21 protein-coding genes are annotated in these 23134 nt (G+C 65.8%); 18 read left to right on the forward strand and 3 right to left on the reverse strand.

Annotated features, from left to right (window positions below):
- Window positions 1–101 precede the first annotated feature (101 nt).
- From IAQ70_RS20315 to ppsA, 10 genes are all read left to right on the forward strand, one after another.
- Window positions 102–1379 carry a cytochrome P450 gene (locus tag IAQ70_RS20315; protein WP_190991657.1) on the forward strand — a complete coding sequence of 426 codons (1278 nt, stop codon included), beginning with the start codon at window positions 102–104 and terminating at the stop codon, window positions 1377–1379.
- A 5-nt stretch (window positions 1380–1384) separates the two neighbouring features.
- Complete coding sequence (locus tag IAQ70_RS20320) at window positions 1385–2464, forward strand: PEP/pyruvate-binding domain-containing protein (RefSeq protein WP_190991659.1); 1080 nt, start codon at window positions 1385–1387, stop codon at window positions 2462–2464.
- Window positions 2465–2508: 44 nt separating this feature from the next.
- Entirely contained in the window at window positions 2509–4401 is a 1893-nt protein-coding gene (locus IAQ70_RS20325) for a PEP-utilizing enzyme (protein ID WP_223860451.1), read from the forward strand.
- Complete coding sequence (locus IAQ70_RS20330; RefSeq protein WP_223860452.1) at window positions 4394–5191, forward strand: SDR family NAD(P)-dependent oxidoreductase; 798 nt, start codon at window positions 4394–4396, stop codon at window positions 5189–5191. The genes IAQ70_RS20325 and IAQ70_RS20330 overlap by 8 nt, the downstream gene beginning before the upstream one ends.
- Before the next feature lie 57 nt (window positions 5192–5248).
- Window positions 5249–5569 carry a 2Fe-2S iron-sulfur cluster-binding protein gene (locus tag IAQ70_RS20335; protein WP_190991660.1) on the forward strand — a complete coding sequence of 107 codons (321 nt, stop codon included), beginning with the start codon at window positions 5249–5251 and terminating at the stop codon, window positions 5567–5569.
- A gap of 2 nt (window positions 5570–5571) precedes the next feature.
- The gene (locus IAQ70_RS20340; RefSeq protein WP_317983723.1) at window positions 5572–6888 is read left to right on the forward strand and encodes an NAD(P)/FAD-dependent oxidoreductase; all 1317 of its coding nucleotides are present in this window, start codon (window positions 5572–5574) and stop codon (window positions 6886–6888) included.
- A 40-nt stretch (window positions 6889–6928) separates the two neighbouring features.
- Window positions 6929–7696, forward strand: coding sequence for an HD domain-containing protein (locus tag IAQ70_RS20345; protein WP_190991662.1), 768 nt, complete (start codon window positions 6929–6931; stop codon window positions 7694–7696).
- Entirely contained in the window at window positions 7693–9210 is a 1518-nt protein-coding gene (locus tag IAQ70_RS20350) for an aldehyde dehydrogenase family protein (RefSeq protein ID WP_190991664.1), read from the forward strand. Before IAQ70_RS20345 ends, IAQ70_RS20350 begins: the two co-directional genes overlap by 4 nt.
- A gap of 50 nt (window positions 9211–9260) precedes the next feature.
- Window positions 9261–10079: a pyruvate, water dikinase regulatory protein gene (locus IAQ70_RS20355; RefSeq protein ID WP_190991666.1), complete on the forward strand. Its 819-nt coding sequence runs from the start codon at window positions 9261–9263 to the stop codon at window positions 10077–10079.
- Window positions 10080–10231: 152 nt separating this feature from the next.
- On the forward strand, window positions 10232–12643 hold the full coding sequence (gene ppsA / locus IAQ70_RS20360; RefSeq protein WP_190991668.1) for a phosphoenolpyruvate synthase: 2412 nt from the start codon (window positions 10232–10234) through the stop codon (window positions 12641–12643).
- Window positions 12644–12712: 69 nt separating this feature from the next.
- Here the strand turns inward: ppsA and IAQ70_RS20365 are convergent, their stop codons facing one another.
- Window positions 12713–13873, reverse strand: a complete 1161-nt coding sequence (locus IAQ70_RS20365; protein ID WP_190991669.1) for an acyl-CoA dehydrogenase family protein — start codon at window positions 13871–13873, stop codon at window positions 12713–12715.
- A 278-nt stretch (window positions 13874–14151) separates the two neighbouring features.
- Between IAQ70_RS20365 and IAQ70_RS20370 the strand changes: the two genes are divergently transcribed.
- The 8 genes from IAQ70_RS20370 (at window position 14152) to IAQ70_RS20405 (ending at window position 20609) form a co-directional block, all read left to right on the forward strand.
- A complete protein-coding gene (locus IAQ70_RS20370; RefSeq protein WP_190991671.1) occupies window positions 14152–14454 on the forward strand; it encodes an urease subunit gamma in 303 nt (100 codons plus the stop codon).
- An 8-nt stretch (window positions 14455–14462) separates the two neighbouring features.
- Window positions 14463–14792 carry an urease subunit beta gene (locus tag IAQ70_RS20375; protein WP_190991673.1) on the forward strand — a complete coding sequence of 110 codons (330 nt, stop codon included), beginning with the start codon at window positions 14463–14465 and terminating at the stop codon, window positions 14790–14792.
- The gene (gene ureC / locus IAQ70_RS20380; RefSeq protein WP_190991675.1) at window positions 14789–16549 is read left to right on the forward strand and encodes an urease subunit alpha; all 1761 of its coding nucleotides are present in this window, start codon (window positions 14789–14791) and stop codon (window positions 16547–16549) included. The genes IAQ70_RS20375 and ureC overlap by 4 nt, the downstream gene beginning before the upstream one ends.
- Before the next feature lie 38 nt (window positions 16550–16587).
- Window positions 16588–17073, forward strand: coding sequence for an urease accessory protein UreE (ureE, locus tag IAQ70_RS20385; RefSeq protein WP_190991677.1), 486 nt, complete (start codon window positions 16588–16590; stop codon window positions 17071–17073).
- A gap of 144 nt (window positions 17074–17217) precedes the next feature.
- Window positions 17218–17886 (forward strand): urease accessory protein UreF, encoded by a 669-nt coding sequence (locus tag IAQ70_RS20390; protein ID WP_190991679.1) that lies wholly within the window; start codon window positions 17218–17220, stop codon window positions 17884–17886.
- Window positions 17887–17898: 12 nt separating this feature from the next.
- A complete protein-coding gene (ureG, locus tag IAQ70_RS20395) occupies window positions 17899–18516 on the forward strand; it encodes an urease accessory protein UreG (RefSeq protein ID WP_190991681.1) in 618 nt (205 codons plus the stop codon).
- A 206-nt stretch (window positions 18517–18722) separates the two neighbouring features.
- The gene (locus tag IAQ70_RS20400; RefSeq protein WP_190991713.1) at window positions 18723–19553 is read left to right on the forward strand and encodes an urease accessory protein UreD; all 831 of its coding nucleotides are present in this window, start codon (window positions 18723–18725) and stop codon (window positions 19551–19553) included.
- Window positions 19554–20609 (forward strand): HoxN/HupN/NixA family nickel/cobalt transporter, encoded by a 1056-nt coding sequence (locus IAQ70_RS20405; protein ID WP_190991683.1) that lies wholly within the window; start codon window positions 19554–19556, stop codon window positions 20607–20609. It abuts the gene before it with no gap.
- Between the two features lie 22 nt (window positions 20610–20631).
- Here IAQ70_RS20405 and IAQ70_RS20410 read toward each other — a convergent pair whose 3' ends face one another.
- Both IAQ70_RS20410 and IAQ70_RS20415 read right to left on the reverse strand, forming a co-directional pair.
- Window positions 20632–21336, reverse strand: coding sequence for an alpha/beta fold hydrolase (locus tag IAQ70_RS20410; RefSeq protein ID WP_190991685.1), 705 nt, complete (start codon window positions 21334–21336; stop codon window positions 20632–20634).
- A 756-nt stretch (window positions 21337–22092) separates the two neighbouring features.
- Window positions 22093–22719, reverse strand: a complete 627-nt coding sequence (locus IAQ70_RS20415) for a hypothetical protein (protein ID WP_190991687.1) — start codon at window positions 22717–22719, stop codon at window positions 22093–22095.
- Window positions 22720–23134 lie beyond the last annotated feature (415 nt).

The raw sequence follows: 23134 nt of genomic DNA on the forward strand, positions 1-23134 counted from the left end.
GCCGGGCCTACCCACCCGCCAGTGATGTGGACCACACTGGAGCCTAAGAAGCCGGCCACCCCCAACGGGTGCCGGGCGGAACCAAGTCACCAGGAGTCAAGATGTCATCGTCGACAGAAACGGCTGGCCGCTGTCCTTTCGGGTACGGCGCCGAAGCCCCCGCCGGGCACCACGGCTACGAGCCCTTCCAGATGAAGGATCCCTTCACCGCCTACGCCGAACTGCGGACCGAGCAGCCCGTGATGTTCGATGAGCGCGTGGGCCTCTACGTCGTCTCCCGCTATGACGACATCAAGGCCGTCTTCGAGGACTGGGAAACCTTCTCCAGCGAAAACGCCCAGGCACCCGTCCGTGAACGCGGCGCCGCCGCCAGGAAGATCATGGAAGAGGGCGGCTTCACCGCCTATTCCGGCCTGTCCGCCCGCCGCCCGCCGGAGCACACCCGCATCCGCGCCGTGGTCCAGAAGGCGTTCACGCCCCGCCGCTACAAGGCGCTGGAGCCCTTCATCAGGGAAAACGTCGTCAAACTGCTCGAAAAAATGCTTTCCCGCGAAGAACGCCGCGGCGACCTGGTCAAGGACCTCGCTTACGACGTCCCCACCATCACCATCCTGACGCTGATCGGTGCCGACGTCTCCCAGGTGGACACCTTCAAGCGCTGGTCCGATTCCCGCGCCGCCATGACCTGGGGCGACCTGACCGACGACGAACAGATCCCGCACGCCCACAACCTGGTGGAGTACTGGCAGGAATGCCTCCGCCTCGTAAGGGTGGCCCACGAACAGGGCGGCGACAACCTCACCGGCGACCTCGTCAAGGCCCAGCAGGACGGAGCGGAAATCTCGGACCACGAGATCGCCTCCGTCCTCTACAGCCTGCTTTTCGCCGGCCACGAAACCACCACCACCCTGATCTCCAACGCACTGCGCGAGCTCCTGGCCCGCCCCGACCAGTGGCAGCAGCTCGTGGCGGAACCCAAAAAGATCCCCGCCGCCATCGACGAGGTCCTCCGCTACGCCGGCTCCATCGTCGGCTGGCGCCGCAAGGCCCTCAAGGACACCGAGGTGGGCGGCGTCGCCATCGAGGAAGGCTCCCAGCTGCTGCTGCTGATGGGCTCGGCCAACCGCGACGAGAGCAAGTTCGAAGCCGGCGAGGACTTCAACATCACCCGCCCCAACGCCCGCGAGCACCTCTCCTTCGGCTTCGGCATCCACTACTGCCTGGGCAACATGCTCGCCAAGCTCCAGGCCAAGATCGCGCTCGAGGAAGTGGCCCGGCTCGCCCCTGACCTGCAGCTCGAGGATCCGGACGGCATCGCCTTCCGCGAAAACCTCTCCTTCCGGGTCCCCGAGACCGTTCCTGTCAGCTGGAAGGCCTAAATCCCATGCAAAGCAACGAATACATCCAGTTCTTCGACGGCGGAGTCACGCCGACGCTTGAAAACCTTGGCGGCAAGGGCGCATCCCTGGTCACCATGACCTCCGCCGGCATGCCCGTCCCGCCCGGCTTTGTGGTCACCACCGCGCAGTTCGACACGTTTATGCACGAAGCCGGCATCACCGCCAAGATCAACCAGCTGCTCGCCGACCTCGACCCTGAGGACATGAAGCAGGTGGACAAGATCTCCGCCGCCATCCGCGAGGACATCTGCTCCCGGCCGGTGCCCCAGGCCATGCGTGAACTCACCGTGGGCGCCTACGAGTCGCTCATGGCCCGCTTCGACGCCCCGGTCCCGGTGGCCGTCCGCTCCAGCGCCACCGCGGAAGACCTGCCGGACGCCTCCTTCGCCGGCCAGCAGGACACCTACCTGTGGCTCGACGGCGTCAAGGCAGTCACCGAGCACATCCGCCAGTGTTGGGCCTCACTCTTCACCTCCCGGGCCATCATCTACCGGCTCAAAAACAACATTCCCAACGAGGGCCTCTCCATGGCGGTCGTCGTACAGAAAATGGTCAACTCGCGGGTCTCCGGCGTCGCCATCACCATGGACCCCACCAACGGGGACCGCTCCAAAATCACCATCGATTCCTCCTACGGAGTGGGGGAGATGGTGGTGTCCGGCCAGGTCACCCCGGACAACATTGTGCTGGACAAGGTCACGCTCGCCGTCGTGAACGAGCACCTCGGCGACAAGCACGCCGAACTCGTTCCGGACACAGGTGCCAAACGCCTCGTGGAACGGGAGGTCGACGCCGAACGCCGCGGCCGCCGCAGCCTCACCGATGCGGAACTCACCGCCGTCGCGCAGATGGCCAAGCGGGCCGAGAAGCACTACAAGTGCCCGCAGGACATCGAATGGGCCCTCGACGCGGACCTGCCCGACGGCGAAAACCTGCTGCTGCTGCAGTCCCGGCCGGAGACCGTGCACTCGTCCAAACCAGCACCGCAAACCGCCCCCCAGCCGGTCGTCTCCGGCGGCTTTTTCAGCGGCTTCAGTGCCACCGTTCCCAAGCAGGCCGTTTAGGCCCGAAATCCCTGTCAGTCCGCTTTCCCAACCAAGGCTCACCGTTGAGCCCTCTTGAAAGGACCGCCATGTCCCTGAAGTCCTTCCCCAAACCCTCCGAGCTCACGGTCCCCGCCGGCGCCGAGGGCTGGGAAAAGATCTACCCGTACTATCTGGTCTTCCAGGACAAGCTCAAGGAGCAGGAGGACGCAAAGTTCTGGTTCTGCGACAGCCAGCACTGGCCCACCGTCTTCAAGCCCTTTGAGACCATCGGCGGCGAGTTCGCGGTCAAGTGCCTGGGCCAGTACAACGCCAGGCACCTGATGATCCCCAACGCCAACGGCATCGAGTTCCGCATCCACCTGGGCTACCTCTACATGTCGCCCATCCCGGTGCCGGAGGACCAGATCGCCGCCCGCGTGCCCCTTTTCGAACAGCGGGTGGGCCACTACTTCCAGAACTGGGAACAGCTGCTCAAGGACTGGCACGTCAAGGTCAAGGGCACCATCGAGGAGATGGAAACCATCTCCTTCCCCAAACTCCCGGACATGGTCCCGATGGAGGACATCACCTCCGGCAAGGGAAAGGACGGGTCCGAGAAGCTGCTGGAAAGCTATGACCGCCTCATCCAGCTCGCCTACCAGAACTGGCAGTACCACTTCGAATTCCTGAACCTGGGCTACATCGCCTACCTGGACTTCTTCAACTTCTGCAAGCAGGTCTTCCCCAACGTCCCGGACCAGTCCATCGCCACCATGGTGCAGGGCGTGAACATGGAACTCTTCCGCCCCGACGACGAGCTCAAAGGCCTGGCCAAGCTCGCCGTGGAACTGGGGCTGCAGGCCCACTTCGGGAACACGGACGACGTCGATGCCACCTTGGGTGCCGTCGCTTCGGCTCCCGGCGGGGACCGTTGGATCGCCCAGTACGAAGGTGCCAAGGACCCGTGGTTCAACTTCACCGTGGGCAACGGCTTCTACGGCCACGACAAGTACTGGAACGAGCACCAGGAGATCCCGCTGGGCTACATCGCGGACTACATCCGCCGCGTGGATGAGGGCCAGGAAATCATGCGCCCCGTTGAAGCCCTCATCGCCGAACGCGACCGCATCATCGAGGAGTACCGCGACCTCCTCGAGGGCGACAACCAGGCCATCTTCGACGCCAAGCGCGGCCTCGCAGCCACCGCCTACCCCTACGTGGAGAACCACAACTTCTACATCGAGCACTGGACCATGGGCGTCTTCTGGCGCAAGATCCGCGAACTGTCCCGCATGATGCAGGCGGAGGGCTTCTGGACCGAACCGGACGACCTGCTCTACCTGGGCCGCAACGAGGTCCGCGACGCACTCTTTGACCTGGTCACCGGCTGGGGCGTCGGCGCCAAGCCCATCGGCCCCGATTACTGGCCGGAGGAGATCGAACGGCGCCGCGGCATCGTCGACGCCCTCAAGACCGCCCGTCCCGCACCGGCCCTGAACACTCCGCCGGAAATCATCACCGAACCTTTCACCCGGATGCTCTGGGGCATCACCACGGAGCAGGTCCAGCAGTGGCTGGGTGCCGGCGAAGAGGTGGAGGGCGGCGGACTCCGCGGCATGGCAGCGTCCCCCGGTGTGGTGGAAGGCCTGGCCCGCGTGGTTACCGATGCCGACCAGCTCTCCGAAATCCAGCAGGGCGAGATCCTGGTGGCCACCGTGACGGCACCGTCCTGGGGACCGATCTTCGGCAAGATCAAAGCCACGGTCACGGACATCGGCGGCATGATGAGCCACGCCGCGATTGTCTGCCGCGAGTACGGCCTGCCGGCGGTGACCGGAACCGGTTCCGCCTCCACCACCATCAAGACCGGCCAGCGGCTGCGTGTTGACGGGACGAAGGGCACTGTCCAGATCCTCGACGCCGAGGAGGACCTGGTGGTGACCGGCCCCGGCGCTCACAGCCACAGCCATGTCTGAGCTGAATATGCCTGATAAGGAATATGCCGTGGAGGGCACGGATGCCCTCACGAACCGGACCGTGCTGATCACCGGTGCCGCCGGCGGGCTGGGCAGGGCGTTCGCGCTCGGTTTCGCCGGCCGGGGGTACCGCGTGGCGGTGGCCGACATCAACCTCGAGGGCGCCGAGCAGACAGCCAAGCTGGTCCGTGAGCTCGGCGCGGAAGCGGCGGCGTTCGCCGCGGACGTCACCAGCGTGGAGTCCACGGAGAACCTCGCGAAGAGCTGCGCGGACTTCGGAAACGGAAGCATCGACGTCGTGCTTAACAACGCCGCGGTGTACGCAACGGTGACCCGCACCCCGTTCGAGGACATTGATCCGGCCGAATGGGACCTGGTGATGAACGTGAACCTTAAGGGGCCGTGGCTGATGACCCGCGCCGCGAGTCCGTACCTGCCCGAGGGCGGGCGCGTCATCAACCTCTCCAGCGCCACCATCTTCAGCGGTTCGGAGCAGTGGCTGCACTACGTCGCCTCCAAGGGCGGCGTCGTGGCTCTGACCCGGGTGATGGCCAAGGAACTGGGCCGCCGGGGGATCACGGTCAACGCGATCGCCCCCGGCTTCACCCTCACCGAGGCCAGCTACGGGCTGATGGAAAACGCCGAAAACTACGGCGTGGACCGCGGCGCCATCAAGCGGGCCAGCCAGCCCGAGGACATCGTGGGAGCCGCGCTCTTCCTCGCCGGACCGGGCAGCTCGTACTACACCGGTCAGACCATGGTGGTGGACGGCGGCCGGCAGTTCATCTGACCCTGCCTGGCTGACCATCCACTCCACCCCAATCAACTTCAACCCCAAGGAGGACCAATGCCAACGGTTCACTTCACCGATGCAGAAGGCGCCGTCCGCGACGTCGAGGGCAACGTGGGCGACTCCGTCATGGAAACCGCGGTGCGCAACGGCGTTCCCGGCATCGTGGCCGAGTGCGGCGGCTCGCTGTCCTGCGCCACCTGCCATGTCTTCGTCCGGGAAGACTGCGTTTCGCAGCTTCCGCCGATGGAGGACATGGAGGACGAGATGCTTTACGGCACCGCAGTGGACCGCGAGGACAACTCCCGGCTCTCCTGCCAACTTCGCCTGGCGGACGGAACCGAACTGTTCGTCACCACCCCGGAAACCCAGGTGTAGCCGTGGGCACGCAAGCAGCGGAGCAGCCGGCAAGCGCCACCACCCACCCCGCCTCTGTTCCCGCCCACACGGGGCTCCTGATCATCGGCGCGAGCCAGTCGGGCGTCCAGCTCGCGGTATCCCTCCGCGCCCTGGGCTTCGACGAGCACATCACCTTGCTGGGCGATGAGGACCACCGCCCGTACCAGCGGCCGGCGCTGTCCAAGGAATTCCTGCAGGGCACCGTGGAGAGCGAATCCCTGATTTTCCGCTCCAACGACTACTGGGCCGAGCACAACGTGGAACTGGTCAAGGGCGAGTACATCGTCCGGATCGACAAGGACGCGGACGGTTCCGGGGTGGCGCACGCGTCCTCCGGCCGCGAGTTCCCCTTCAAGCGGCTGGCCCTCACCGTGGGGGCCCGCGCCCGGAAGCTGGACATTGACGGCGGTGACCTGGACGGCGTGCTGTACCTGCGCAACGCCGATGATGCCCTGGCGCTCAAGGCACGGGTGGGTGACGCCACCGACGTGGTGGTGATCGGCGGCGGCTTCATCGGCCTCGAGGCCGCGTCCAGCCTGCAGAAAATGGGCAAGAACGTCACCGTCCTGGAGTTCGGGCCGCGGCTGGTGGGCCGGGCTGTGGGGGAGGAGACTGCCGAGTACTTCCTGCAGGCGCACCGCTCCCGCGGTCTGGATATCCGGCTGAACACCAGCGCCGCGCGGTTCACATCAAACGCCGACGGCGGTGCGTCAGTCGCCGCCGTCGAGCTTCAGGACGGCACGGTGCTGCCGGCGCAGATTGTCCTGATTGGCATCGGGGTCATCCCCAATACGCAGCTGGCCGAACAGCTTGGCCTGGCCGTGGACAACGGCGTGGTGGTGGACCGCTTCGCGCTGGCCTCGGACGGCAGCACTGTGGCGGTGGGCGACGTCGCCAACATGCCCAATCCGGTTCCCGGTTCGGAGCCGGGGGAGCGGATCCGGCTGGAAAGCGTCAACAACGCCATCGAGCATGCCAAGGTGGCCGCCTACTCGCTCACCGGCCGGCACGAGGAATACGCCGGCATCCCGTGGTTCTGGTCCAACCAGGCCGACCTCAAGCTTCAGATCGCGGGCCTCTGCAACGGGTTCGATGCGACCGTGCTCCGGCGCGACGAGGAACGCGGGAAATTCAGCGTCCTCTACTACCGCCAGGGCAGGATCATCGCCGCGGACTGCGTCAATGCTCCCCTGGACTTCATGGCCGTCAAGAACGCCCTGGCGAAGGGCCGGAACATCCCGGCTGACGCCGCGGCGGACCCCGCCACTCAACTCAAGACCATCACCACGGACAGCTGACTGCACCCAGACAGCAGGCTGGCCCACCCGAAGGAGCATTATGAGCACCCCCAAGACTCCGGTCGCCGCGGATCCCGCCGCCGGCGCGGAAATCAGGGCCGTCACCGACACGGAAGCCGCCGATGCCCCGGCTGACGCGTTCGCCGCCGAATACAGCGTCCGCCCCATCCCGGCACCCGGCCCGGTGGACACCACTCCCATCAGCACCACACCTGCTGCCGTTGAGGAGCTGGACGCGCTGTGGAAGGCCGTGGTGCACGAGACCCGGACGCGCGGCAATGACATTCACCTGCCCATTTCGCTGGCCTTTGCCGAGCGCCTCTGCCGGGCCTATCCTGAGGCCGACGCGGAGATGGTGCGGGTAGCCACCCTGCTGCACGACACCGGGTGGGCGCACGTTGACGAATCCCGCATCATCTCCGAGGGGTTTGCCGGGGACTGGCGCAAGGCTGCCATCCGCTACGAACATGAGCTCCAGGGCTGCAATGTCGCGCGCCGCGTGCTGCCCGGACTGGGCTATTCGGCGGCCTTCGTGGAGCGGATCTGCGAAATCATCGACGGCCACGACACCCGTCCCGTGGCCCGCTCGCTGGAGGACGCCCTGATGCGGGACGCCGACAGGCTGTGGCGTTTCGACCAGGCCGGAATTGCGCTGGCTTCCTCATGGTTCGCCATGGATCCGGCCACCTATACTGACCGGCTGGCCACCGAGATCGTGCCCGAACTCATCACCCAGGCCGCCGTGGACATGGCGACAGCCGACCTAAACCGGTCCAACGCCCTGCTCAAGACAGGAGTAATCCGATGACCTCCGCCACGCATGCTTCTCCGGCCCTGGTTTCCCGGGCGGGCCTGTCCCTGCCGCACACGCATGTGGACACCATTTTTGTCGACGGCACCTGGCAGCCTGCGCGGGGCACCGGCCGGAACCCGGTGACCGATCCCGCCACGGGCGAAGTCTGGGGCTCGGTGCCGGACGGAACTCCGGAAGACGTGGACGCCGCCGTCGGCTCCGCCCGGCGGGCTTTTCAGGGCGAGTGGCCCCGGCTGACCCCGTCCGAGCGTGCCGCCTACCTCCTCCGGATTGCCGAGGAAGTGGAGAAACGGGCCGAGGAGCTGTCACTGACGAACTCACGGGAAAACGGCTCGCCCGTGGCCGAATCCGCCGGTGCCGCGGCCAACGCGGCCGGCATTTTCCGGTACTTCGCCACGCTCGCCGAGTACCTAGAGCGTGAGGACGTCCGTCCGTTCCCGCGCGGCGGCGGCGAGTCCGTGGTCCGGCGCGAACCGCTCGGAGTGTGCGCGCTGATCGCACCGTGGAATTTCCCCATCAACCTGGTGATCATCAAGCTCGCGCCGGCACTGCTGGCAGGCTGCACCGTGGTGATCAAACCGGCGTCGCCGACTCCGCTGTCCATCCGCGTGATCCTCGATGCGATCGCCGCGGCAGGCGTCCCGGCCGGCGTCGTGAACTTGGTGACGGGTTCCGGCCGGCTGGGGGACGTGCTGGTCAAGCACCCCGGCGTGGACAAGGTGGCGTTCACGGGTTCGACGCCGGTGGGCCGGAAAATTGCCGCGGCCTGCGGTGAGCTGCTGCGCCCGGTCACGCTGGAGCTGGGCGGAAAGTCCAGCGCCATTGTGCTCCCCGACGCCGACCTGGACGCCATGTCCAAGGTCCTGATCAAGTCCGCCATGCGCAACACGGGGCAGACCTGCTACATCTCCACCCGGATCCTGGCTCCCGCCAGCCGGTACGACGAGGTGGTGGACATGGTCACGGCCACCATCGCCGCCGGGAAGCAGGGTGATCCCCTTGAACCTGACACCGTGTTCGGCCCCTGCGCCACGGAATCCCAGTACCGGACCGTGCTGGAGTACGTGGAGTCGGGGCTGGCCGAAGGTGCCCGCGCCACCACGGGCGGCCGTGCCGCATCGCTGTCCGGCGGGCTGGAAAACGGCTACTTTGTGGAACCCACCGTGTTCGCCGACGTCACCCCGGACATGCGGATCTCCCGCGAGGAGATCTTCGGGCCGGTCATCACCATCCTGAAATACAACGACGCCGGCGGCAGTGTTGAGGAGGCGGTGGCACTCGCGAACAACACCGAGTTCGGACTCGGCGGGCTGGTGTTCGGGGCCAATGAGGACGCCGCATTGGCGGTGGCGGACCGGATGGACACAGGCTCGGTCGGCCTGAACTTCTTCGCCTCCAACCATGCCGCACCGTTCGGCGGCCGGCACGATTCCGGCCTGGGGACCGAGTACGGGGTCGAGGGCCTGAACGCGTACCTGAGCTACAAGTCGATCCACCGGAAGGCGTAACGGCGGTGCCCGGATAACGGCCCGGGCCTGCGGTGGGGCAGAATGCGTTTATGACCAATGACGCTCTTCGGCCTGTCTACTTCCTTTCGGACAGCACCGGCATCACTGCCGAAACGCTCGGCAACACCCTGCTCACTCAGTTTCCGGCGAACAACTTTGACCGCATCACCGTCCCCTTCATCACCACGGTGGAGCAGGCCAAGAGCGTGGTGGGCACCATCGACGGGTTAATCGGCGCTGGCCCGCGGCCCATCGTTTTTTCCACCGCCGTCAGCAGCGAGATCCGTCAGACCCTGGCCACGTGCCGGGGAATCGTGGTGGACCTCATCGGAACGCATGTGGGGCAGCTGGAGCAGGCCCTCGGCTCCCCGGCCAGTGCCGTTCCAGGCAGGGCGCACGGCCTGGGCAACGCGGAGCGTTATCAGTCCCGCATGGCCGCCGTCGAATACGCCATGGAACACGACGACGGGCAAAGCCTGCGGGCGCTGGAAAAGGCGCAGGTCATCCTGGTGGCACCGTCCCGTTGCGGGAAAACGCCCACCACGATGTACCTGGCACTGCAGCACGGCATCTTTGCGGCAAACTTCCCGCTGGTGGACGAGGATTTCCAGAAGGAGGGGCTGCCCAAGTCGTTGCGGCCTTTTGTTGAGAAGTGTTTCGGACTGTCCTCCAACCCGCTGCGGCTGAGCCAGATCCGCACAGAACGACGCCGGGGCTCGTCCTACGCGTCCCTGCGGCAGTGCGGTTTCGAGCTGCGCAGCGCCGAGCAGCTCTATGTCTCCCACCGGATTCCCTACCTGAATTCAGCCACGGTGTCCGTGGAGGAGATGGCTGCCACCATCCTGCAGCGTATGAACCTGAAGCATTAGGGAAAATTTTCACAAACTAAGTGTGGCCGACATCATGTTGGAAAGAGCGCCTTGGACCTGTCACTGTAGACAGGATTCGCGCCCACCAACCGGCCACAGCCGCGCGTGGGGCGCCGCCCCCGCATGCCATCCTCTGCAAAGGAGCAGTAATAATGACGACAGACATCCTGTGGTTCTCAGAACTTGGACTCAAGGACCTGGACCGGGTGGGCGGCAAGAACGCCTCCCTCGGTGAGATGGTGCAGAACCTGACCTCCGCGGGTGTGCAGGTTCCGGACGGCTTCGCCACCACCGCCGACGCCTACCGCAGCTTCCTCGCAGACTCCGGCCTCGACCAGAAGATCGCTGACCGCATGCTCGGCCTGGACACCGATGACGTGACCGCCCTCGCCGCCGCCGGCCAGGAAATCCGGACGCTTATGCGCGAGACGCCCTTCCTGCCGGACTTCGAAGCTCAGATCCGCAGCTCCTACCAGCAGCTGGTGGACAAGCACGGCGGCTCCGAGGACCTCTCCTGGGCCGTCCGTTCCAGCGCGACGGCGGAAGACCTGCCCGACGCCTCGTTCGCCGGCCAGCAGGAAACCTTCCTGAACGTGCGCGGGATCGACAACATCCTGCTCGCCATCAAGGACGTCTTCGCCTCCCTCTACAACGACCGCGCCATCGCCTACCGCGTGCACCACAAGTTCGAGCACGCCGACGTTGCGCTCTCGGCGGGCGTCCAGCGGATGGTGCGCTCCGACGTCGGGGCCTCCGGCGTCATGTTCACGATGGACACCGAATCCGGGTTCCAGGACGCAGTCTTCGTCACGTCCTCCTACGGCCTCGGTGAGGCCGTGGTCCAGGGTGCCGTCAACCCGGACGAGTTCTACGTTTACAAGCCCGCCCTTGAGGCAGGCCGTCCCGCCATCCTCAAGCGCGGACTGGGCGAGAAGGCCCTCCAGATGACATACACCAACAGCCAGGAGATCGGCCGCACCATCGATTTCGTGCCGGTTGAGGCGTCACTGCGGAGCCGCTTCAGCCTCACGGACGACGACGTCGAGCAGCTTGCCCGCCACGCTGTCGCCATCGAAAACCACTACGGCCGTCCCATGGACATCGAGTGGGGCAAGGACGGGATCGACGGCGGCCTGTACATCCTGCAGGCCCGTCCGGAGACCGTGCAGTCCCGCCGTGCCGCCGGCAGCCTGAGCCGCTTCCGCCTCAACGGGACCAGCCGCGTGCTCGCCGAAGGCCGCGCGATCGGCCAGCGCATCGGCGCGGGCAGCGTCCGCATCCTGACCTCGATCGACCAGATGGCCGCGTTCAAGACCGGCGATGTCCTGGTTGCCGACATGACAGATCCTGACTGGGAACCGATCATGAAGCGCGCCTCCGCCATCGTCACCAACCGTGGCGGCCGCACCTGCCACGCAGCCATCATCGCCCGCGAACTGGGGATTCCCGCCGTCGTCGGCACCGGGGACGCCACCCAGGCGCTCTCCGATGGCCTCGAGGTGACTGTCACCTGCGCCGACGGCGAGACCGGCCTGATCTACGAAGGGCTCCTGGACTTCACCGTCGAGGAAACCGAGGTCACCCAGCTGCCCGAGGCCCCCGTCAAGGTCATGATGAACGTCGGCACCCCGGAGCAGGCGTTCACCTTCGCGCAGCTGCCCAATCACGGCGTGGGCCTGGCACGGCTGGAATTCATCATCAACCGCCAGATCGGCATCCACCCCAAGGCGCTGCTTAACCTGGACGACCAGCCGGCGGACGTGGCCGCGGAAATCCGCGAACGGATCGCCGCGTACAGCAGCCCGCGCGAGTACTACATCAAGCGCCTCGCCGAAGGTGTGGCCACCATCGCCGCCGCCTTCGCGCCGAACCCGGTGATTGTGCGCATGTCCGACTTCAAGTCCAACGAGTACGCCAACCTCATCGGCGGACCCGCGTACGAGCCGCACGAAGAGAACCCGATGCTGGGCTTCCGCGGCGCCTCACGGTACCTGGACCCGTCCTTCCGGGACTGCTTCGACCTCGAGTGCGAGGCCCTGTCCTTCGTCCGCAACGAGATGGGCCTGACCAACGTCAAGCTGATGATCCCGTTCGTGCGGACCCTGGCCGAGGCCCGCGGCGTCATCGAGCTGCTGGCCGAGAACGGCCTGAAGCGCGGCGAGAACGGCCTCGAGGTGATCATGATGTGCGAGATTCCCTCCAACGCCCTGCTCGCCGACGAATTCCTCGACTACTTCGACGGCTTCTCCATCGGCTCCAACGACATGACCCAGCTGTCCCTGGGCCTGGACCGCGACTCGGCAATCATCTCGGCCGGCTTCGATGAGCGCGACCCTGCCGTCAAGAAGCTCCTCAGCATGGCCATCAAGGCCTGCAAGGAGCGCGGCAAGTACGTCGGCATCTGCGGCCAGGGCCCCAGCGACCACGCCGACTTCGCCGAGTGGCTGGTTGCGGAAGGCATCGACTCCGTCTCCCTGAACCCCGACACCGTGGTGGACACCTGGCTCCGGCTCGCCGGCGGGGCGGTCGAGGCCGAGGTCGGTGCCGGGGCGGCAGCGAACTGACCCAACGTAAGTAAAGGGCGTGGCCGGCGGATGTCGCAGGCCACGCCCTTTTTGCGCGTCTGAGCTGATTCAGCGGAACGCAGGAACCCCGGTGAGCTTGTTGCCCAGGATGAGGGTGTGGACTTCGTCGGTGCCCTCGTAGGTGCGCACGGATTCGAGGTTGTTGGCGTGGCGCAGCGGTGAGTAGTCCAGGGTGATGCCGTTGCCGCCGAGGATGGTGCGGGCTTCGCGGCAGATTTCGATCGCCTCGCGGCAGTTGTTGAGTTTCCCCACCGAGATCTGCTCGATCTGCAGGCGGCCGGCATCCTTGAGCCGGCCCAGGTGCAGGGCGAGCAGGAAGCCCTTGTTGATCTCCAGGGCCATGTCCACGAGCTTCTGCTGGGTCAGCTGGTATCCGGCCAGCGGTTTGTCGAACTGCATGCGCCCCTTGGAGTAGTCCAGGGCGGCCTCGAAGGCGTCGCGGGCAGCGCCCATGGCGCCCCAGATGATCCCGTAGCGTGCCTCGTTGAGGCAGGAGAAGGGGCCCTTAAGCCCGACGACGTCCGGCAGCACCGCGGTTTCGGGCAGGCGCACGTCGGTGAGGGCGATGTCGCACTGGATGGAGGCGCGCATGGACAGTTTCGGTTCGATCGGGGTGGCGGTGAATCCCGGCGTGGAGGTGGGCACGACGAAGCCGCGGATCCCGCCGTCGGTCTGGGCCCAGATTACGGCGACCTGGGCCACGGAGGCCAGCCCGATCCAGCGTTTTGCGCCGTTGAGGACCCAATCGCTGCCGTCGCGGCGGGCATAGGTGGTCATGCTCCCCGGGTCCGACCCGGCGGTGGGTTCAGTCAGGCCGAAGCAGCCGATCGCTTCACCCGCAGCCATGGCCGGCAGCCACTCCTGTTTCTGCTCTTCGGAGCCGTGTTTGTGGATGGCGCTCATCGCCAGGGACCCCTGGACCGAGACGAAGGTGCGCAGCCCGGAGTCCCCGGCTTCGAGTTCGGCCCCCGCGAGCCCGTAGTCGACGGCGGTACGGCCGGCACAGCCATAACCCTTCAAGTGCATGCCCAGTACGCCCAGCTTGGCCAGTTCCGGCACAAGCTCCAGCGGGAAGACGGCCTTTTCGTACCACTCCGCAATGTTGGGCTTGATCTCACTGTCCACAAAAGCCCGGACCGTATCCCGCAGCGTGAGCTCATCCGCGGTGAGCAGGGAATCAAAGTCGATCAGGTCGCTGACGTCAGGCATTATTGGCCCTTTCATGGCGGTGGTCAGTATGCGGCGGCGCGCCGGTGGCGTCTCTTGGGTTCCTGTACGCCATTATGTCGAGGATCTGGCTGGCCCGCTGGCGGCGTCGCGGGGGCGAGGCGCCGGTCCCGACAACCGCCGGAAACCTCACGGAAATCTGCCCGGCCTACGCTGGGCACGAAAACCGCCACGGAGGGCGACGCACCGGAAATGCTGGCGGTGCGTGATCCTCCAGGTCTATAAACGAAGGACCGTGCCCGGCCGCCGAAGGGAACCTGATGCATCTGATGCCCCGTGAGCAGGAGAAGCTCATGATTGTGGTGGCGGCCGATCTGGCCAGGCGCCGACAGGCCCGTGGCCTGAAGCTGAACTTTCCCGAGGCCGTGGCCATCATCAGTTATGAACTGATCGAGGGCGCCCGGGATGGCCGCACGGTGGCGGACCTCATGAGTTACGGCTCCACCGTCCTCACCCGCGAGGACGTCATGGAGGGTATTCCGGAAATGATCCATGACGTCCAGATCGAGGCCACGTTCCCTGACGGCACCAAGCTTGTCACCGTCCACGATCCGATCCGATAGGGCAGGCCATGATCCCAGGCGAGTACATCCTCAGGCCCGAACCGGTGACGGTGAACGCCGGACGGGAGGCGATCGGCGTCGTCGTCACCAACACCGGTGACCGTCCCGTCCAGGTGGGGTCGCACTTCCACTTTGCCGAGGCGAATGCCGCCCTTCAGTTTGATCGCGGGGCCGCCTACGGCCGCCGGCTGGACATCCCGGCCGGGACTGCGGCGCGGTTCGAGCCGGGGGACAGCAGGACCGTCCGGCTGATCGAACTCGCAGGCAGCCGCGAAGTCTACGGCCTCAGCAACGCCGTCAACGGACCTCTCGACGCTCCGGAAGCAGGGACCAAGTGAGCTTCGACCTTCCCCGCCAGCAGTACGCGGACCTCTACGGCCCTACCGCCGGGGACAAAATCCGCCTGGCGGACACCGACCTGTTCCTCGAAATCGAGAAGGACCTCACCGTCTACGGCGAGGAAGTGGTGTTCGGCGGCGGCAAGGTGATCCGTGACGGCATGGGCCAGAACGGCCAGGCCACCCGGGACGGGAACGTCCAGGGCGAAGACGTCCCGGACACCGTCATCACCAACGCCGTCATCCTGGACTACACCGGCATCTATAAGGCCGACGTCGCGCTCAGGGACGGCCACATCTTCAAAATCGGCAAGGCCGGCAACCCGCAGATCACCGACGGCGTCACCATCGTCATCGGGGCCAGCACCGAAATCATCGCCGGGGAGCGGAAGATCCTCACCGCCGGCGGCGTGGACTCCCACATCCACTTCATCTCCCCGGACCAGGTGCCCGCGGCCCTCACCAGCGGCGTGACCACCATGGTGGGCGGCGGCACGGGACCGGCCGAAGGCACGAAAGCCACCACCGTCACCCCCGGCAAATGGCACATCCAGCGCATGCTGCAGGCCACCGAGGGCATGCCCATCAACATCGGCCTGTTCGGCAAGGGCCACGCATCCGCCGTCGAGCCCCTCGCCGAGCAGATCCGCGCCGGCGCCATCGGGCTGAAGGTGCACGAGGACTGGGGGGCCACCACCTCGTCCATCGACACCTCGCTCAGGGTGGCCGACGAGTACGACGTCCAGGTGGCCATCCACACCGACACCCTCAACGAGTGCGGCTTTGTGGAGGACACCATCCGCGCGATCGACGGCCGGGTCATCCACACCTTCCACACCGAAGGCGCCGGCGGTGGCCACGCCCCGGACATCATTCGGATCGCCGGGCTGCCCAACGTGCTGCCGGCGTCCACCAATCCCACGCTGCCGTACACGCGCAACACCATCGAAGAGCACCTGGACATGCTCATGGTCTGCCACCACCTGAACCCGGACATCCCCGAGGACGTGGCCTTCGCCGATTCCCGCATCCGCGCCGAGACCATCGCCGCCGAGGACGTCCTGCAGGACATGGGCATCTTCGCCATCACCTCCTCCGACTCCCAGGCCATGGGCCGCGTGGGCGAGGTGATCACCCGCACCTGGCAGGTGGCGGACAAGATGAAGAAGCAGCGGGGGGTTTTGAAGGATCCCGACGGCGGGACGCACGGATCCGCCGCGGGGTTGGGTTCCGAAAGCGATAACTTCCGTCTCAAGCGCTACGTGGCGAAGTACACCATCAACCCGGCCATCGCGCAGGGCATGGCCGGTTCCATCGGGTCAGTGGAGGAGGGCAAGTTCGCGGACCTGGTGCTCTGGGACCCGGCGTTCTTCGGCGTCAAACCCGAACTTGTGCTCAAGGGCGGGCAGATCGCCTACGCGCTGATGGGCGACGCCAACGCGTCCATCCCCACCCCGCAGCCGCGCACCATGCGGCCCATGTTCGCCGCGTTCGGCAAGGCAGTGCAGCAGTCCTCGATTACCTTCCTGTCACAGGCAGCGATCGACGCCGGTGTGCCCGAGGAGCTGGGCCTGCAGAAGAACATCCGGGCCGTCTCGGGCATCCGGTCCCTGACCAAGGCCGACCTCAAATACAACGGCGCCACCCCGGATATCCAGGTGGACCCCGAAACGTACCAGGTGACGGTCGACGGCGAGGACGTCACCTGCGAGCCGTCCGACGTCCTGCCCATGGCCCAGCGCTACTTCCTCTTCTGACCTCTGTCCCACAGCCAACCGACCACCCGGAGCCTGACGTGATCATCGAAAAAGTCCTCGGCAACCTGCACGAGCTGCCCAGTACCGACCTGGCCGCCTACACCGGCCTGCACCGCGAAAAGGTGGTCCTGCCAAGCGCCCAGCTGGTCAAACGCATCCAGCGCGTCACCACCGACCACGGCAAGGAAATCGGCATCCGGCTCCCGTCCGGATCCGGCGACCTGCGCGACGGCGACATCCTGCACGTGGCCGAAAGCAACATGATCGTGGTGTCCGTGCTGCCCACCGACGTCCTGGTCATCGCGCCCCGGTCCGTCTACGAGATGGGCGTCGTGGCACACTCCCTCGGCAACCGGCACCTCCAGGCCCAGTTCTTCGACGCGTCCTCGGAGTACGCGGCCGACGTCATGGTGTGCGCCTACGACCACACCGTCGAGGACTACCTTCGCCACGTGGGTGTGGCCTATGCCCGCCAGGAACGCGTCATGCCTGTGCCTTTTCGCCATGCTGAGCACTCGCACTAGGTTTCGCTGCCGCGGCTGGAGTGCAGTCGCTGGCGCTACGGCGGGAGATAGGGGCCGTGCCCGCTTCGCGGTGCCCACCACGCCGCGGCCCCTATCTCCCGCCTTCGCAGCGTTTGCCACGCATCTCGCCTTGGGAGGCGAATAGTGAGCGATTATCAGTTGGCGCTGCAGCAGCTCGTCGATTCCGCGTTGCCTACTGGGGCTTTTGCTCACTCCTTTGGCTTTGAGACTTACGTCGACGCTGGGGTCGTTTTTGATGAGGGGTCGTTCGGGGTTTGGTTGGCAGCTTTTGTCGGGCAGCAGTTGACGTACTCTGACGGGTTGGCTATTCGGTTCCTGTATGAGGGTGCGGAGGTGGGGGAGTTGGATGAGTTGTTGTCTGCTTCGCTGTTGCCTCGGCAGGTTCGGGAGGCCAGCTTGAAGATGGGTGGGCGGCTGCTGGAGATCGGGACTGAGGTTTTTCCGTCGCCGGAGCTTGCACTGTACCGGGACCTGGTGACCACTGGCCGGGCTGCCGGGCATCAGCCGCTGGCGTTCGCCGTCGTCGCGCGTTCACTGGGGGTGCCGTTCCCCGAGGCGCTCGCTGCATATCTTTTCGCGACGGTGACCTCGCTGACGCAGAACGCGGTGCGCGCGATCCCGTTGGGGCAGAACGCCGGGCAGCGGCTGCTGCGGGGAGGGGCCGACGGCGTCGCTGCCGCCGTCGAGCGGATCCCGCACCTTGCGCCGGACGACTTCGGGGCCCTCAGCCCCGGGCTGGAAATTTCGCAGATGCGGCACGAGCGGCAACGCGCCCGAATGTTCATGAGCTAGCAGGAGGACACAATGACTGAACCCATTAAGATCGGCATCGGCGGACCGGTCGGCGCCGGCAAGACCCAGCTCGTGGAGCGCCTCACCCGCCACATGAGCCGTGAGATCTCCATGGCCGCCATCACCAACGACATCTACACCATCGAGGACGCCAAGATCCTGGCCGCCAACGGCATCCTGCCCGAGGACCGGATCATCGGCGTCGAAACCGGCGGCTGTCCCCACACCGCCATCCGCGAAGACACCTCCATGAACACCGCCGCCATCGAAGAGCTTAAGGCCCGGCACCCGGACCTGCAGGTCATCTTCGTCGAATCCGGCGGCGACAACCTCTCCGCCACCTTCAGCCCCGAACTCGTGGACTTCTCCATCTACATCATCGACGTCGCCCAGGGCGAGAAGATTCCCCGCAAAGCCGGCCAGGGCATGATCAAGTCCGACCTCTTCATCATCAACAAAACCGACCTCGCACCCCACGTCGGCGCCGACCTCGCGGTTATGGAGCGCGATTCGAAGGAGTTCAGGGGCGAGAAGCCGTTCTGCTTTACCAACCTCAAGACCGACGAAGGGCTAGAAGCCGTCATCGAATGGGTGCGGCGGGACGTCCTGATGCTCGACCTCGCTCAGTGAGCACGATCCCGGCGGTCGAGCTCGTCGAGACCCACGCTCCCGGGCTGGGTCCGGCGGCTTCGCCGGATTTGGGGCCGTGCCCGTCCCCAGCCGCTCCCGATCCTCGCAAGCTCGAGTCGGGGCCCTCGCGGCAGTGGGCCCCCCACGCAGCCCACCACGCCGCGGCCCCCAAATCCGGCCTCGCCGCCTCCGCGGTTAAGGAACCCATGGGGGAGCTCGCCTTGAGAATTGGTAAGCGTGCGGGCAGGTCCGTTGCGACGCATCAGTACCACCGGGGCGCCTTGAGAGTGTTGCGGCCGCACTATCTCGATGATTCCGGGCAGGTTTGTTATGTGCTCGTGAATCCTGGCGGGGCGTATCTTGGGGCTGATCTCTTTTTGCTTGATGTCGACGTCGAAGCGGGGGCGGGCCTGCTCCTTACTACGCAGTCGGCGACGAAGGTTTATCGGACTCCGGGGTCTTTTGCGGAGCAGCGGATGGCTTTGCGGCTGGGGGACGGGGCGCGGCTGGAGCTGATGCCTGACCAGCTCATCGCTTACCGGCAGTCCAGCTACCGGCAGAACACGCGCGTTACCCTGCGGCCGTCGTCGAGCCTTGTTATGGCTGAGGTGATCACGCCCGGTTGGGCGCCCGACGGGGCGTCGTTCAAGTATGAGGAACTGCGGCTGCGCAACGAGATCCACGTCGAAACCGACGGCGGCACGGAGCTGCTCGCCTTGGACAACCTGCTGATCCGGCCGCCGCTGAATGACGTCACCGGGCTGGGCTTTATGGAAGGCTTCAGCCACCTGGGCTCGCTGGTGGTGGTGGATGCCCGTGTGAACCAGGCGCTCGCCGATGAACTCCATGCCCTGACCGCCGGATACAAGGCCCACACCGGAATGTCCCTTACCCGCAGTATTGCCGGAACCACGGGGCTGGTGCTGCGCGCGCTCTCCAACAGCACCGGGGAACTGAACAGCCTGCTGGGCGCGTGCACCGCGCTGCTCCGCGAACGCTGGCACGGGCAGGCGCCCCTGAACCTGAGGAAGTACTGAATGGCAGCGCTGACCCAGTTCGCCGTGATGTACCGCGGGCGGGACTTACTGCCGGTTCGGACCCGGCTGCTCTTCACCTTCGGCGCGGTGGCCGCATTGCATCTTGCCGCCGTCGTACTTCTGCTCACTGGAACCGCGGGAGGCGGTCAGCCGCTGGCACTTGGCCTGGTGCTGACCGCCTACTTGGCCGGGGTGAAGCACAGTTACGACTGGGACCATCTGGCCGCGATCGATAACTCCACCCGGAAGTTCGTGGCCCAGCGCCAGGACCCGGTGAGTGTGGGCTTCGCGTTCAGCCTGGGGCACAGCTCGGTGGTGATCCTGGCTGGCGTCCTGGTGGTGGGCGGTACCGCGATCGTGGCGCAATTAATGGAGGACGGGTCGACCGGGAACTTGGTCCTTGGCCTGATCGGCAGCGGCGTCTCGGGGCTGTTCCTGCTGGCCATGGGGCTGTTCAACGGCTCGGCGTTCGTCCGCGCAGTGCGTGTTTACCGTGGCGCTCGCGCTGGTGGCAGCATCGATGCCGCCGATCTTGAGGCGAAGGGATTCGTGGCGCGGCTCCTTGCCAAACCCCTGTCCCGAGTCAGGCGGCCGCGCAACATCTACGTGATCGGGTTCCTCTTCGGGCTGGGTTTTGACACCGCAACCACCATTGGCCTGCTGGTGATGACGACGGCGGCGTCGCTGGCTGGCGTTTCGCCGTTCGCCCTGATCGCGCTGCCCCTCGCGTTCACCGCCGCGATGACGCTGTGCGATTCGCTGAACGGTGTGGCCATGATGCGGATGTACCGCTCGGCCCTGGACGATCCGCGGCGCAAGCTCGGCTTCAACGCGGCGGTGACTGGTATCTCCGCGGTCTCCGCCCTGTTCATCGCCGTGATCACGCTCGGCGGCTTCGTCAATACCGCCTTCGGACTGGAGGATCCGGTCACGAATTGGCTCGATGCCATAGACCTTGGCGACGCCGGGCTATTGCTTATCGCATTGCTGCTGGCCGTCTGGGGCGCGGCCAGTCTCCCGCGGCCGGGCCGCGGCGCAGCAGGCTCGACGGGCTAAGTGCGCCAGACCTGCCCCGCGCTCACACCGTCCGTTCCACCGCCTTCAGGATGGCCTGGCTCAGCTGAGCCGGTTTCGTGAACTGGGGCCAGTGCCCGGTGGGGAGATCCACGTAGTCAACGTCGCGGATGCGGGCCAGTTCGGCGGTGAACGGGTGGCCGGCGTCGATCCATTCGGTGAGGAGCGACGACGGGAACTGGCACGCGATCACCGTCGCCGGAACGTCGTAGCGGCGGACGTCGTGCAGGCGCTGCTTGCCGTAGGCCACTCCCTTGGGTTCGGGGATGGCGCGTGCGCGGAACTTGGTCCGCAGCTCGTCGGTCAGGTCCATCAGGTCAGCATCCTCGAAACCGTCCCACGGCGGCAGCGGCACGTCGTCGCCCTTGGCCGGCAGCTCATTGTTGATGACGCCGCCCTCACCGAGCGGTCCGCTGTCCACGTAGATGTTCCGGGCCACGCGGTCCGGCCGGGCGTCCGCCACCCCGTGGATGACCGCGCCGCCGCCGGAATGCCCCACCAGGACCGCCTTGCCGTCGAGGCCGTCCACAACGTTCACGACGGCGGCGATATGGTCCTTCAAGGTGATGCCGGCGCGTGATGCGTCGACGGATTCAAGGCCGGGCAGGGTCAGCGGATGGGTTGTGTGCCCGGCTGCCTCAAGGGCAGGCGTCACCTCCTCCCACGATGACGCGTCCAACCAGAAACCGGGTACGAGGATGATGTCCATGACGGAACCCTACTCCGGGGTGCCGACACCGGGTAGGGCTGCCCGGGCGGCGGCTAACCACTGAGGACAAGCCTTCTGTCGGCGGGTCTCGGGTCTCCGCACCTACGGGAACCAGAAGTGAATGTTTGTCTCGTACCGTTGTCAGACCCACTCCGCGACTGACAACGATGTTGCGAAACGACAGATCACGAAGGCTCGGCCGGCGGGGGTACTGGCACACCGTTTCCCGGGCTGATTCCGAATTCCGCGGCCAGGGCGGCCTGGGGGAGTGCTCCCCGGTGAAGACCAGGTTTTCTCGACGAACCAACCGAGCACGCCCTTGTGCGTAAGGGTCTGGACGATCGATCGCAGGTCGTCCAGGTTTCTTGTGGGTCAGTCCATGCTGTGCATCATGACGGTGTCGCCGTCGCGGGAAAAGTGGGGCAGTTCGGACAGCTAGGGCCGATTGGCGTCCCGGCCCGGGACCTTGTCTGTAAACACCCGAGCAGGGGTTTGACCCTCGAGCTGGCACCGCTGGCCCTGGTCCAGGGTGCTCGCGCACGAACACAGGATCCCTGCTCAAAGTTTGTTCCTTTCCTGTCGGTTCTGCGGCTCCAGCGGTGTGGTTCCGGCACCTGGCGATGACTGTGCCGGAAACTGGCTACATCGCAATAATCGGCAGCGCCGGCACATTCGCCGCACACGTCTTCCCGCGCTATATTCCTCGCCGCTGGATCCATGCGCTTGGGTGGAGTAAGTGTTTCAGGCAGGGAGGATTCATCCTTCGGCCGCAGGGGAACGTCGTCGCCTGGCAAGAACGATGACGAGGGTGAGGATGATGGTACTGGCGGCGATGACCCCTCCGGGAAGGTCCGTGAACGTTGTCTGGCCTGTTTTTTCCGGCGAGGGCTGCACTGCCGTGCTGCTCGCCGCTGTCGCCGAAGGGGTGGGTGATAGTAGGGCGGGTACCGCTTCCGCCGTCGCCGCGGCCCAGAAGAATGCCTGGTCACCGGCGCCTTTGTAGTTGTAGGTGGATATGAAGGTCCCTTGCACAAGATGTTCGTCGGAGACGGGACGCCAATTCACGATATGCCCGGCGGTCTCGCCGGTATCGACCGTATTGGTTTGAATCGCGTCGGTCACGGTGAGGTCATTGCCGCCGTGGAGGTGAACGCCGGCTGCGGCGACATTGATCATGTTCACTTCCCTCGACTGCGTGTTGGGCGGGTTGTTCAAGCTGATGGGGACCTGGCTAGCGTTGGCGGTTATGGTTCGGCCTTCGGTGGGGCTGGGCGAGACCAAAGGGTAGAGAGCTTGGAAAGGTATCGCCCCCAGAAACGCGATGTGAGCAAGGGCGGTGGTGAGTGTGCCGAACTTGTTCAAACGGTGAAGGAAGGAATTCACGGAATGGTCCTTTCTGGAGAACCTGGACCGGGGAAGGCGGCAGGCAATGCTGTAGGTGGTAGCAACGGATCCGATGCAGGGCGGAGGCCAAACTCGTGGCTGGAGGAGGAGGCCGGGAATGGCGATGGCCGTGCGCGCGGCGTTGTGATCCGTGGGTGTGGCGTCTGGCGGAGGTCGGAGCCATGAGCCCAAGTGTCAAAAGGTGTGCTGCCTCCCTGAGCCAGGACGGGTGCCATACCAATCCACGCCAGGACATCTGGCATGGGCAGGAGCAGCACGCATTTAGGTGGCACGGCTGCTCTAGCAGCGGTGTCCATGGGGAGGGAGACCGGCCGATCACTCCATTGCGTATTTACGGCGGATGCCATCCGGCGGCCGGCAACATATCGCAGAGTTCGCGGATGATGATTTGCGG

Source organism: Pseudarthrobacter sulfonivorans (assembly GCF_014712225.1).
GTDB classification, from domain to species: domain Bacteria; phylum Actinomycetota; class Actinomycetes; order Actinomycetales; family Micrococcaceae; genus Arthrobacter; species Arthrobacter sulfonivorans.

Excerpts from the sequence above, each read along its gene's own strand:
- IAQ70_RS20315 (WP_190991657.1), top strand. The coding sequence starts at position 102 with ATGTCATCGTCGACAGAAACGGCTGGCCGCTGTCCTTTCGGGTACGGC.
- IAQ70_RS20320 (WP_190991659.1), top strand. The coding sequence starts at position 1,385 with ATGCAAAGCAACGAATACATCCAGTTCTTCGACGGCGGAGTCACGCCG.
- IAQ70_RS20330 (WP_223860452.1), top strand. The coding sequence starts at position 4,394 with ATGTCTGAGCTGAATATGCCTGATAAGGAATATGCCGTGGAGGGCACG.
- IAQ70_RS20335 (WP_190991660.1), top strand. The coding sequence starts at position 5,249 with ATGCCAACGGTTCACTTCACCGATGCAGAAGGCGCCGTCCGCGACGTC.
- IAQ70_RS20345 (WP_190991662.1), top strand. The coding sequence starts at position 6,929 with ATGAGCACCCCCAAGACTCCGGTCGCCGCGGATCCCGCCGCCGGCGCG.
- IAQ70_RS20350 (WP_190991664.1), top strand. The coding sequence starts at position 7,693 with ATGACCTCCGCCACGCATGCTTCTCCGGCCCTGGTTTCCCGGGCGGGC.
- IAQ70_RS20355 (WP_190991666.1), top strand. The coding sequence starts at position 9,261 with ATGACCAATGACGCTCTTCGGCCTGTCTACTTCCTTTCGGACAGCACC.
- ppsA (WP_190991668.1), top strand. The coding sequence starts at position 10,232 with ATGACGACAGACATCCTGTGGTTCTCAGAACTTGGACTCAAGGACCTG.
- IAQ70_RS20365 (WP_190991669.1), bottom strand. The coding sequence starts at position 13,873 with ATGCCTGACGTCAGCGACCTGATCGACTTTGATTCCCTGCTCACCGCG.
- IAQ70_RS20370 (WP_190991671.1), top strand. The coding sequence starts at position 14,152 with ATGCATCTGATGCCCCGTGAGCAGGAGAAGCTCATGATTGTGGTGGCG.
- IAQ70_RS20375 (WP_190991673.1), top strand. The coding sequence starts at position 14,463 with ATGATCCCAGGCGAGTACATCCTCAGGCCCGAACCGGTGACGGTGAAC.
- ureG (WP_190991681.1), top strand. The coding sequence starts at position 17,899 with ATGACTGAACCCATTAAGATCGGCATCGGCGGACCGGTCGGCGCCGGC.
- IAQ70_RS20400 (WP_190991713.1), top strand. The coding sequence starts at position 18,723 with ATGGGGGAGCTCGCCTTGAGAATTGGTAAGCGTGCGGGCAGGTCCGTT.
- IAQ70_RS20405 (WP_190991683.1), top strand. The coding sequence starts at position 19,554 with ATGGCAGCGCTGACCCAGTTCGCCGTGATGTACCGCGGGCGGGACTTA.
- IAQ70_RS20410 (WP_190991685.1), bottom strand. The coding sequence starts at position 21,336 with ATGGACATCATCCTCGTACCCGGTTTCTGGTTGGACGCGTCATCGTGG.